At 70.8% G+C, this 10,720-nt stretch carries 11 protein-coding genes; 4 read left to right on the top strand and 7 right to left on the bottom strand.

All coding sequences use genetic code 11. The features are described from left to right. The 3 genes from L0965_RS10960 to nusA form a co-directional block, all read right to left on the bottom strand. Positions 1-323 (bottom strand): translation initiation factor IF-2 N-terminal domain-containing protein (locus L0965_RS10960; RefSeq protein ID WP_234057985.1); only part of this gene is annotated, 323 nt, incomplete at its 3' end. A gap of 92 nt (positions 324-415) precedes the next feature. Then, entirely contained in the window at positions 416-667 is a 252-nt protein-coding gene (locus L0965_RS10955; protein ID WP_060960481.1) for a YlxR family protein, read from the bottom strand. A gap of 64 nt (positions 668-731) precedes the next feature. Continuing rightward, entirely contained in the window at positions 732-1,718 is a 987-nt protein-coding gene (nusA, locus tag L0965_RS10950; protein WP_060960482.1) for a transcription termination factor NusA, read from the bottom strand. A 108-nt stretch (positions 1,719-1,826) separates the two neighbouring features. Between nusA and L0965_RS10945 the strand changes: the two genes are divergently transcribed. Further along, the gene (locus L0965_RS10945; protein WP_101306605.1) at positions 1,827-2,456 is read left to right on the top strand and encodes an acetate uptake transporter family protein; all 630 of its coding nucleotides are present in this window, start codon (positions 1,827-1,829) and stop codon (positions 2,454-2,456) included. 136 nt (positions 2,457-2,592) lie between these two features. Continuing rightward, a complete protein-coding gene (locus tag L0965_RS10940; protein WP_060960483.1) occupies positions 2,593-3,093 on the top strand; it encodes a pyridoxamine 5'-phosphate oxidase family protein in 501 nt (166 codons plus the stop codon). Between the two features lie 18 nt (positions 3,094-3,111). Here the strand turns inward: L0965_RS10940 and L0965_RS10935 are convergent, their stop codons facing one another. Next, entirely contained in the window at positions 3,112-4,167 is a 1,056-nt protein-coding gene (locus L0965_RS10935) for a TIGR00730 family Rossman fold protein (RefSeq protein ID WP_101306606.1), read from the bottom strand. Between the two features lie 97 nt (positions 4,168-4,264). Between L0965_RS10935 and L0965_RS10930 the strand changes: the two genes are divergently transcribed. Then, positions 4,265-5,614 carry an HNH endonuclease signature motif containing protein gene (locus tag L0965_RS10930; RefSeq protein ID WP_101306607.1) on the top strand — a complete coding sequence of 450 codons (1,350 nt, stop codon included), beginning with the start codon at positions 4,265-4,267 and terminating at the stop codon, positions 5,612-5,614. A gap of 40 nt (positions 5,615-5,654) precedes the next feature. On the opposite strand, the gene L0965_RS10925 is transcribed toward L0965_RS10930, so the two are convergent. Genes L0965_RS10925 through L0965_RS10915 form a run of 3 tightly spaced genes read right to left on the bottom strand, consistent with a single transcriptional unit; the run spans position 5,655 to position 9,114 of the window. Next, positions 5,655-7,412: a proline--tRNA ligase gene (locus L0965_RS10925; protein WP_101307253.1), complete on the bottom strand. Its 1,758-nt coding sequence runs from the start codon at positions 7,410-7,412 to the stop codon at positions 5,655-5,657. Positions 7,413-7,441: 29 nt separating this feature from the next. Next, positions 7,442-8,644, bottom strand: coding sequence for a hypothetical protein (locus tag L0965_RS10920; RefSeq protein ID WP_101306608.1), 1,203 nt, complete (start codon positions 8,642-8,644; stop codon positions 7,442-7,444). Next, on the bottom strand, positions 8,635-9,114 hold the full coding sequence (locus tag L0965_RS10915; RefSeq protein ID WP_101306609.1) for an RNA polymerase sigma factor: 480 nt from the start codon (positions 9,112-9,114) through the stop codon (positions 8,635-8,637). Before L0965_RS10915 ends, L0965_RS10920 begins: the two co-directional genes overlap by 10 nt. A 117-nt stretch (positions 9,115-9,231) precedes the next feature. Between L0965_RS10915 and L0965_RS10910 the strand changes: the two genes are divergently transcribed. Beyond that, positions 9,232-10,680, top strand: a complete 1,449-nt coding sequence (locus L0965_RS10910) for an RNB domain-containing ribonuclease (protein ID WP_101306610.1) — start codon at positions 9,232-9,234, stop codon at positions 10,678-10,680. The last annotated feature ends 40 nt before the right edge of the window (positions 10,681-10,720 follow it).

Here is a 10,720-nt window from a genome sequence, read left to right as displayed (position 1 = left end):
CTGGGCGCCGGTGCCGCCGGAGCGGATGCCGCGGGCGCCGCCGGAGCGGGAGCCGCCGGCTTCGCCGGGCCGGGACGCGCCGCGGGGCGCGCGCCGGGGGTCGGCGCACCGGAGGCCGCACGAGGGGCGGCCGGGGCGGCGTCAGAGGACTTCTTGGCGGCGCCGTCGGCCTCGAGGGCCGCACGGAGCTTGCGCGCCACGGGGGGCGCGATGGTGGATGACGGGCTCTTGACGTATTCGCCGAGCTCCTTCAGCTTCGCGAGGGCGACTTTGCTGTCGACGCCGATCTCGGAGGCGATTTCGTGCACGCGTGGGTTTGCCACAATTCTCCTGTCTGAGGTCTCCCCCGGACAGGGCAGACCGTTACTTGCGGACGGGTCTCATTTCGAGCCGTTCACTTTGTGTCCATAGCCGTTCAGCCGTTTCGCTGGTGGGTGTTCTGAAAGGTCTGCGTGTCGAGCGGGCCCGACACACGCAATGCTCGTCCGAAGGCGCGGCGCCGGATGGCGGTATCCACACACCCGTGCGTGTCGTGCACCCACGCGCCCCGCCCGGGAAGGACGGCCTTCTCATCGGCGATGAGGACACCGTCTCGCTCCACCACTCGCAGGAGGGCGGACCGGAGGTCGCGCGCGCGGCATCCCACGCACGTTCGAACGGCTTCCATCCTACCCCCACTCGCCGCGTCGGGAATTCGACGCGGTCGCGGCGCCCCCTCGCTCACCCTCGCGTCACGACTCGAGGATCGAATCCGGCTGGATGTCGATCTTGGCGCCCGTGAGCTTGGCCGCGAGGCGGGCGTTCTGCCCCTCCTTGCCGATGGCGAGCGACAGCTGGTAGTCGGGGACGAGGGCGCGGACCGCCTTGGTGCCGGCATCCAGCACGAAGCTGGAGGTGACCTTCGCCGGCGACAGGGCGTTCGCGACGAACTTCGCCAGCTCGGGGTCGTAGTCGACGATGTCGATCTTCTCCCCGCCGAGCTCCTCCGTGACCGCGCGCACACGCCGGCCGAGCTCGCCGATGCAGGCGCCCTTGGCGTTGATGGCGGGATCCTTCGCCGTCACCGCGATCTTGGTGCGGTGACCGGCCTCGCGCGCCAGCGACGTGATCTCGACCAGACCGGAGGCGATCTCGGGGACCTCGAGCGCGAACAGCTTGCGCACGAGACCCGGATGGGTGCGCGAGACCGTGATCTGCGGACCCTTGGTGCCCTTGGACACGGAGGTGACGTAGACGCGCAGCCGGGAGCCGTGCGGGTACTGCTCGCCCGCGACCTGCTCCTCGGGCGGAAGGATCGCCTCGACCGTGCCGAGGTCGACGTGCACCATCCGCGGGTTGGGGCCCTGCTGGATGACGCCGGCGACGATGTCGCCCTCCTTGCCGCGGAACTCGCCCAGGATCGCATCGTCGGCGATGTCGCGCAGACGCTGGCCGATCACCTGCTTGGCCGCGAACGCGGCGATGCGTCCGAAGTCCTCGGGGGTGGACTCCTCCTCGCCGATGACGACCCCCTCCTCGTCGCGGAGCGGGATGAACACGGCGACGTGCCCCGTCTTGCGGTCGAGCTCGGCGCGGGCGCCCTCGGGCAGTTCGCCGGTGGGCGAGGTGTGCTTGGCGTAGGCGGTGAGGATCGCCTGCTCGATGATCCCGACGAGTTCGTCGAACGGGATCTCCTTCTCGCGCTCGACCGTTCGCAGCAGTCCCAGATCGATGTCCACAGGTGCCTCCCTATTCAGCTCTCGACGCGAGGTCACCCTCGGTCATCTGCACGATTTTAGCCGATCGTCCCGCGGCGGCGGACGTGCGCGGACGTGCATACTTGCCAGATGGATGCCGCCTCACCCGCCGTCGACCGAGCGATCCCGCAGCCGCGGCGCGCCGATCCCGGTCTGATCGGTCTGCTCGGGTTCGTGATCGCGACCTTGACCGCGCAGCTGGCGCACCTCGGCGTTCAGAACGAGAGCGCCGTGTTCTGGGTCGGCGCGGTCTTCGGCGGCGTCGTGCAGGTCACCGCGGGCATGCTCTCGTACTTCATCGGCGACGACTTCCACTTCATCGTGTACAACGCGTTCGGGTGGTACTGGATCTGCATGCCGGGGTTCCTCCTCGGCGGGGAGCTGGGCTTCTTCGAGGTGTCGGGACCGGCGCGGCCGCTCTTCTCCATGATGTTCGCGGTCATCGCCCTGGGGTTCGTCTTCGCGGGCGCCACCCACAACACCGCGCTTCCGCTCACGCTCGTGTGCGTCGCCCTCGGCCTGGGCCTCGAATCGGTCGGCTCCTTCGCCGGGACCGCCGCGGTCGGCACCGTGGGCGCGTGGTTCCTGCTGGGCGCGTCCGCGTTGGCCTTCTACCTGCTCGTCGAGAAGTTCGCGTGGCGCACGATGGGGCGCCACGTGGTGCCGCTCGGCCCCGCGTGGATCCGTCGTCCGGACGGGCACGGCGACCCGGAATCGTGAGCGCGGCCCTCGGCATCCTCGGGGTGCTGCTGACGGTCGCCGCCGGTTTCCGGGCGCGCTACGCCCGCCTGTGAGCCGGGCCGCCGCGTCTGTCAAGGCCCTGGGGCGACATCCCGGCGACGGGCAGGGTCGAGTCATGACCGAACTCACTGGAATCGAGGCGCGCGACCGCGTCAAGGAACTCGTCGAGGACATCGACATCACCATGCTCACGACCGTGGACGCCGACGGGCGCCTCGTGAGCCGTCCGATGAGCACCCGCGAGATGGACGACGACGGCGTGATCTGGTTCTTCACCTCCGACGAGACGAAGAAGGCCGACGAGGTCGAGGCGGACCACGACGTGAACCTCGCCTACTGCGACGCCAAGGGCATGCGCTACGTGTCGGTGGCCGGTCGCGCGACGATCGTGCACGACCGCGCACGGATGGAGCAGCTGTGGTCGCCGTCGCTGGACATCTGGTTCGAGGAGGGGCTGGACACCCCCGACATCGCACTGCTGACGGTGACGCCGATCGTGACCGAGTTCTGGGAACCGGCGCACGGCACGCTCGCGATGGCCGCCGGCATGCTCAAGGCTCTCGTCACGCGGGAGACGCCGGACGACACCATGAACCACGGCAGGCTGGTCCGCTGACGCGCACCTCGGGCCGACTCAGGCCGGGCGCGCCTCCGCGGGGGCGCTCGGCAGCGCGTTGACGGCGCGGATGAGGTGGTGCAGCTCACCCACGCGCCGCTGCGCGTAGCGCATGACGAGGCGGGGCGCGGCGACGTCGTCGTCGTCCTCCCGCTCGGCCTTCAAGGGACCGCGGCGTTCGATCACGCCTTCGGCCAGCAGCGAGCCGAAGCGAGCGTTCAGCGCATCCACCTCCGCGTCGGTCGGCTCCGCACGCAGGCGCAGCACGAGCCGTCGACCGACCCACCGCAGCGAGACGTAGTTGCGGTAGAAGCCCGTGAGCTCGTCCACGGCGGCATCCACGGAGTCGGTCACGACCACCCGGTCGAGGTCGTCCGGAGAGATCACGCCCTCGGGGATGAGCTGGTCGTCGGCGAAACGCTGCAGCCCGTGCCAGAAGCCGCCGCCGGGACGGTCCAGCAGCACGATCGGCGTGGGCGCGGCCTTGCCGGTCTGCTGCAGCGTCAGCAGCTCGAACATCTCGTCGAGCGTGCCGAAGCCGCCGGGCATGCACACGAAGCCGCTGGACTCCTTGACCAGCATGAGCTTCCTCGTGAAGAAGTACTTCATCGCGACGTTGCGGGCGTGCGCGGCGATGATCGCGTTCGGCTTCTCCTCGAACGGCAGGCGGATGGAGACCCCGAGGGAGTGCTGCGGGCCCGCGCCTTCGGCCGCCGCCTGCATGATCCCGGGGCCCGCCCCCGTCACGGTCATCCATCCGCGGGCGGCGAGCGCCGCGGTGAGCTCGACGGTCAGGCGGTAGAGCGGCGAGTCGGGGGCGGTGCGGGCCGAACCGAACACGGTGACCTTGGGCACACCGCGGAAGGGCGCGAACAGCTCGAAGGCCGCGCGCATCTCGGTGAGGGCGGCCGAGGTGATCTTGAGGTCGAGGCGGTCGGCGCCGTCGAGCCCCATGCCCACGCCCGTCGCGAGGATGCGGGCGATGAGATCGGCGTCGGTCGTGATGCCGGCGTCGTCGAGCAGCCGGCGGATGCCGTCGGTGACGGTGGACGGGAGCGTGGAGCGATCTGACATGGCTCCAGCCTGACATCCCGGACCCAGTTCGGGTGAACGCGGCGAGAACGTCTCCTTCCCTCTTCCCACATTCGAATCTTTGTTCTAGGATCGACGTATGGACGATGACATCGAGACGGAGCCCTATCCCGGGTACTGGTCGGATGTCGCGGCCTTCGAGACGGCACTCCTCCCCCGCGATCCGGTCGATCAGGTGGCCGACATCGCCACTCTCGTGGCGGTGCACACGGCCGAGCAATACGTGTGCGTCGCGGCCGCCCGCCGCGATGCGATGGCGACGGCCTCCTCCCGTGCCTGCGCCGACGAGATGATCGACCGCTCGCTGCGCCTCGAGCTCGCCGCCGCGCTGCGCATCACCGAGTACGCCGCGGGCGACCTGATGGCGCGCTCGACGGCGCTGGTCGAGCGCTACCCGCGGGCGCTCGAGGCGTTGGGGGCGGCGCGCATCACCGATCAGCACGCGCGATTCCTCGTCGACGTGCTGGATGCCACGGATCCGGCGGTGCGCGCACGGCTCGTCGATCGAGCGGTTCGGCTGGCCGAGGACCTCCCCGCGGGGACGTTCCGGCGTCGCCTGCGCGACCTCGTCGCGGCCGAGGCGGTGCAGACCCTCACCGAGACGCACGAGCGCGCCCTCGCGCAGCGCCGCGTGCACGTCGTCCCGGCCGCCGACGGCATGTCCGTCCTGACCGCGCATCTGCCCAGCGTCGAGGCCCACGCGATCTTCGACCGGCTGACGCGGATGGCCGCGGCGATGACCGGACGCCGGGCCGTCCCCGACGCGTCCGCCGACGCCACGCCCCCACCCGCCGACGACCGTTCCCTCGACCAGGTGCGTGCCGACGTCCTCTGCGATCTGCTGATCGACGGTCGCTGCGACGGCCACTCCCCCTCGGCGCGGGGAATCCGTCCGACCGTGGTCGTGACCGTTCCGGCGCTGTCCTTGCGGGAAGACGCGCACGGCGCCGGAGAACCGGCGCAGGTCGAGGGCCTCGGTCCGATCCCGATCGAGCGGGCCCGCGAGCTCAGCGGTGGCGCCAGGGGCTGGATGCGCGTGCTGACCCATCCCGAGACCGGCGCCGTGCTGTCCGTCGGGCGCCGCAGGTACGACCCGCCGCCCGAGCTCCGGCGCCTCGTACGGTGGCGGGCCGAGCGCTGCATGGCACCCGGGTGCGTCATGCCGGCCTCACGGTGTGAGATCGACCACACGCTCGCCTGGTCCGAGGGCGGAGCGACCGCGGCGGACAACCTCGCTCCCCTGTGCCCGGGCCACCACAAGGTGAAGCATCATGGCGGTTGGACGGTGGTCCAGGTTCCCGACAGCGGAGGCGTCTTGGAGTGGACCTCGCCGTACGGCCGACGCTACCTCGTGGAGCCGGAGCGTCGAACCCCGGTGTTCCGCCCCGTCGCCGAGCGTGCGGACGACACCGGACCACCACCGTTCTGACCCGCGGCCGCGGGTGGGGGGTGTCGGTGCCGGCGCGCCGTCAGCGGACCGACAGGCGGGCGACGGCGTCGGCCGCCGAGACGAGCGTGCGCTCTCCGGACCGGCGATCCCACAGCTCCACCTCGCCGTCGGCCGCCCCGCGGCCGACGATGACGATCTGCGGAACGCCGACGAGCTCGGCATCACCGAACTTCACACCCGGCGAGACCTTCGGCCGGTCGTCGTAGAGCACGTCGAGTCCCGCACCCTCGAGGTCGGCCGACAGCTTCTCGGCGAGCTCGAAGGCCACGGCATCCCGCCCCGTCGCCACGACCTGCACGTCGAACGGCGCCACGGATGCCGGCCAGATGAGGCCCTTGTCGTCGTTGTTGAGCTCGGCGATGATCGCGAGGATGCGGGTGACGCCGATGCCGTAGGAGCCCATCGTGACGGTCACGAGCTTGCCGTTCTCGTCGAGCACCTTGAGACCGAGCGCGTCCGCATACTTGCGCCCCAGCTGGAAGACGTGGCCGATCTCCATGCCACGGGCGAGCTCGACCGGGCCGGAGCCGTCGGGCGCCGGGTCGCCGGCGCGCACCGTCGCGACCTCGACGTACCCGTCGGCGGCGAAGTCGCGACCGGCGACGAGCGAGTGCACGTGCTTCTGGTCGATGTTCGCGCCGGTGATCCAGCGCGTGCCGTCCACGACGCGGGGGTCGAGGACGTAGCGGATGCCGGTAGCCGACTCCTCGCCCAGGATCGCGCCCTGGGGCGACCACGGTCCGATGTACCCCTTGACCAGCAGCGGGTGCTTCTCGAAGTCCTCGGGCGTGGCGGGCTCGACCTCGGCGGGCGCGAACGCCACCTCGACGCGCTTGTCGTCGACGTCGCGGTCGCCGGGGAGGCCGACGACGACGAGCTCGCGGGTGCCGTCGAGGTGCGTGAGCGCGAGGACGACGTTCTTGAGGGTGTCGGCGGCGGTGTACTCACCGTCGAGCACGGCGTTGGTGTGCGCCACGAGCGTGTCGATCGTGGGCGTGTTCGGGGAGTCGAAGATCACCGGCTCGCCGAACCCGTCGAACGCGATGGGCTCGGGCGCCAGGGTCTCGAACGCCTCCACATTGGCCGCGTAGCCGCCGGCCGAGCGCACGAACGTGTCCTCGCCGATCGCCGTCGGGTGCAGGAACTCCTCGCTGCGCGAGCCGCCCATCGCCCCGGCATCCGCCTGGACGATGACGTACTCCAGGCCCAGGCGCTGGAAGATCCGCTCGTAGGCGTCGCGCTGGGCCATGTAGCTGGTGTCGAGCCCGGCGTCGGTGTAGTCGAAGGAGTAGGCGTCCTTCATCGTGAACTCGCGGCCGCGCAGGAGACCCGCACGCGGGCGGGCCTCGTCGCGGTACTTGTCCTGGATCTGGTAGATCGTCAGCGGCAGGTCTTTGTAGGAGCCGTACAGGTCCTTCACCAGCAGCGTGAACGCCTCTTCGTGGGTGGGGGCGAGCAGGTAGTCGGCGCCCTTGCGGTCCTTGAGTCGGAAGATGCCGTCGCCGTACTCCTCCCAGCGCCCGGTCGCCTCGTAGGGGTCGCGCGGCATGAGCGCCGGAAAGTGGACCTCCTGCGCTCCGGCCGCCGTCATCTCCTCGCGGATGATGGTCTCGATGCGGGCCTTCACGCGCAGGCCCAGCGGCAGCCACGCGAAGATCCCCGGCGCCTGACGGCGGATGTAGCCGGCGCGCACGAGCAGACGGTGGCTCGTGACCTCGGCATCCGAGGGGTCTTCGCGAAGCGTGCGGAGGAAGAAGTTCGACAGACGGGTGACCACGAGCGTCAAGCCTAGTCCGCAGCCACTGGCTATCCCCTCGCACCCTTCATCGCTGCCAGGAGGGCGGCGGCGGCGGCCAGCGGATCTGGTGCGCTGAAGACCCTCACGACGTTCACACCGTCCGACGCGTAGACGTTGCTCAGCGGAGAGCTGGTCTCCGACCGCGTCGCCACTGCGGCGCGAGCACCGTCGACGTTCACCGGCACGACATCACCGACCGGATCCGTCGCGGTCGCGATCCGCTCCCAATCCCAGGCGCCGCCCGGATACAGCATGATCATCATGCTCGATCCCGATGCCGAGTCATCAGAGGGCCGCCAACCGCATTGGAGGCCAAAACCCTGCGCACCGGCAACCCGAGAGTCGACATCGGCGCTTGCCTCGCCACCAAATCCCGTCTGATAGCCGGATGATCCCAGGAGCTGAGCCAACGGAATCTTCGTTGCAAGATCGTCGCACGTCACTTGTGGCCACCACTCGTCGGTTCTCGTCGCCGCAGACGGGGCTCCGGCGCGCGCGAGTGCGTCGAACAGCAACGGCGTCAGCGCGTCGAGCCGTTGACGCACAGCGGCCTCATCGAACTCTCCGTCGACGAACTGGTACACATCGCCCGAAACTGTAGCCAGAAGCCAGGTCTTGTCATCCTCCACGGCTTTTCGGCATCCTGTCGAAAGCCACGGCACCGGCTCACAAAGAGCCGATTCGTACGTGCTCCGGAGACTGCTATCTACGACCGAAGACGGCATTGCCGAGACGCGGAGAGTGGTGCCGTCAGCGAAGCGCCAGTCGCACGTGATCCCCCCAGCCGTTCGCACGTCGACGAAGAAGTAGCTGCGCGCTTCCGCGGTGGCTTCGGACCCCCACGCAGCCGAGAGGGCGACGGTGCTCATCACCGCGGCGCAGTCGTCATCGAAAGCGATGGACGGCGACGATGAAGCAACGGGTGGCATGCTGCCCGATGCCGACGGCGACGGTTCCGGCGTCGGCGCACGCGTCGCCGAGGGCGAGGGCGAGGGCGACATGGTCTCGATCGGCGTGGTCACCCGGTCGGGCTGCCGCAGCGTCGTGAACGCGACCGCCGTGACGACGACGGCAACCAGAGCGGCGGCGGCGACGCCGGCGACGATGCGCGACCGCCGCGCGCGTGCTGCCCGCAGACGACCGACGCCGGTGACCACACTCTCGCGGAGTTCGGCGTGCTCGCGCGGGGTGAGTTCTTCGTTCAGGTCCACGATGCCTCCAGTGCCGCCATCCCGTCCCGCAGTCGGGCCTTCGCGCGAGACAGCCTCGATTTGACGGTGCCGACGGGGATGCCGAGTGCATCCGCCGCCTCACGCTCCGAGTAGCCCTCGAGCACCACGAGGACCACGACGCTGCGCTCCACGCCCGGGAGCTGGGCGAGAGAGGCGAGCACGCCGCTCTCATCCGGCGCCACGGGGGGATCGACGGCCGCCGCCGCGGGCGTCCGTGCCAGCAACGCGCGGTAGCGCCGGCGAGATCGCTCCACGTTCCGGGAGGTGTTGACGACGGTGGTCAACAGCCAGGGCAGCGGAGAGCCGTCGACGAGGCGCACGGCGGCCTTCTTCCGCCACGCCTCGAGGAAGGCGATCGCCACGGCATCCTTGGCGTCCTCCCGATCGGCGAGCAGACGACACGCCTGACGGAAGAGACGGGCCTCGTGGAGATCGAAGAGGTCGCGCATCGCCGTATCGTCACCGGCGCACAGCCTCCGCCATGCGTCCGCATCGTCATTGCTCACACTGTGTAGTGTCCAGCACCGGCCGAAAGGTTCGCGCCCGTCTCCACCTACACTGGGCGCGTGGTCCAGCGTCGCTCCCGGCTCATCGGCAGCTCCATCGGGGGTCAGCTCGCCGCGTCGCTGCAAGCCCTGCGCCGCGCGCTCGATCTCCCGGACGGGTACCCCGCCGATGCGCAGGCCGAGGCGGAGCGTGCCGCCGACACCGTGCCGGTCGCGCCCTCGGCATCCGGGCTGGCCGATCTGCGCGACATCCCCTTCCTCACGATCGATCCCGCCGGCTCCACCGACCTCGACCAGGCGCTGCACCTCGAACGCACCGCGAGCGGGGCGATCCTGCACTACGCGATCGCCGACGTCCCCGCGTTCGTGAGCGCCGGCGGCGCGCTGGATGCCGAGACCCGCCGCCGCGGCCAGACCCTCTACGCTCCCGACGGCCGCATCCCGCTGCATCCGGGGGTGCTCGGCGACGGCGCCGCCTCGCTGCTTCCGGGCCGAGATCGCCGCGCGTTCGTCTGGCGATTCGTCCTCGACGACGGCGCGCGGCCCGTCGAGACGACCCTCACCCGCGCGGTGGTGCGCTCGCGGCGGCAATGGTCGTACGTGGACGCGCAACGCGCGATCGATGCGGGCGACGCGCCGGCCACGCTCCTGGCGCTCCCCTGGTTCGGTGCGGCGCGCGCCGACCGCGAGCGGGAGCGCGGCGGCGCGAGCCTGAACCTGCCCGAGACCCGCGTCGTCTCGCCACCGGCCGGAGAGCCCGGGGAGTACGCCCTCGATCGCAGCGACGGGGTACCGCTCGAGGACTGGAATGCCGATGTGTCGCTGCTGACGGGCATGGCCGCGGCGCAGATCATGATCGACGGTCGCATCGGCATCCTGCGGACCATGCCGCCCGCCGCCGCGGAGGATGTGGCGTCCTTCCGGTCACAGACCGTCGCGCTCGGGATGCCGTGGGCACCGGAGGTGGCGTACGGGGACTATCTCCGCGGTCTCGACCGCTCCCCCGCCGCGCGGGTGGTCCGCGAGTACGCGGCAGCCCTGTTCCGCGGCGCGGGCTACACGACGTTCGACGGCGACGTGCCGACCGAGACGATGCAGGCGGCGATCGGCGCTCCGTACGCCCACACGACCGCGCCGCTGCGGCGCCTCGTCGACCGCTGGTCGCTGGTCATCTGCGACGCGCTCGCGAACGGCCGCGAGGTGCCCGAGTGGGCGCGTTCGTCGCTGGCCGGGCTGCCGGCAGCGATGGCGCGGAGCGCCGCCGTCGCGGGCCGTCTGGACGCGGGGTCGATCGATCGCGTCGAGGCGGCGCTGCTCGCCGGGCACGAGGGAGAGGTGTTCGACGCGCTCGTGCTGAACGTCCGCGGCACGACGGCCCGCGTCCAGATCGATCGGCCCCCGGTCGAGGCGACGGTCACGGGCCTCGACGCCGCCCCCGGGACGAGCGCCGCGCTCCGGCTTCTCGCGGCATCCGTCCCGGACGGGACCATCGCGTTCGCCCCCGCCTGAGACCCGCGGTCATCCGCGCGCCTCTCGACTCCTGCTCCAT

The organism is Microbacterium sp. NFH-22A-Y (assembly GCF_021401375.1).
Classification (GTDB): domain Bacteria; phylum Actinomycetota; class Actinomycetes; order Actinomycetales; family Microbacteriaceae; genus Microbacterium; species Microbacterium hominis.
This window is presented reverse-complemented; position numbering and strand designations above follow the sequence as displayed.

Excerpts from the sequence above, each read along its gene's own strand:
- L0965_RS10955 (WP_060960481.1), bottom strand. The coding sequence starts at position 667 with ATGGAAGCCGTTCGAACGTGCGTGGGATGCCGCGCGCGCGACCTCCGG.
- L0965_RS10945 (WP_101306605.1), top strand. The coding sequence starts at position 1,827 with ATGGATGCCGCCTCACCCGCCGTCGACCGAGCGATCCCGCAGCCGCGG.
- L0965_RS10940 (WP_060960483.1), top strand. The coding sequence starts at position 2,593 with ATGACCGAACTCACTGGAATCGAGGCGCGCGACCGCGTCAAGGAACTC.
- L0965_RS10935 (WP_101306606.1), bottom strand. The coding sequence starts at position 4,167 with ATGTCAGATCGCTCCACGCTCCCGTCCACCGTCACCGACGGCATCCGC.
- L0965_RS10930 (WP_101306607.1), top strand. The coding sequence starts at position 4,265 with ATGGACGATGACATCGAGACGGAGCCCTATCCCGGGTACTGGTCGGAT.
- L0965_RS10915 (WP_101306609.1), bottom strand. The coding sequence starts at position 9,114 with ATGCGCGACCTCTTCGATCTCCACGAGGCCCGTCTCTTCCGTCAGGCG.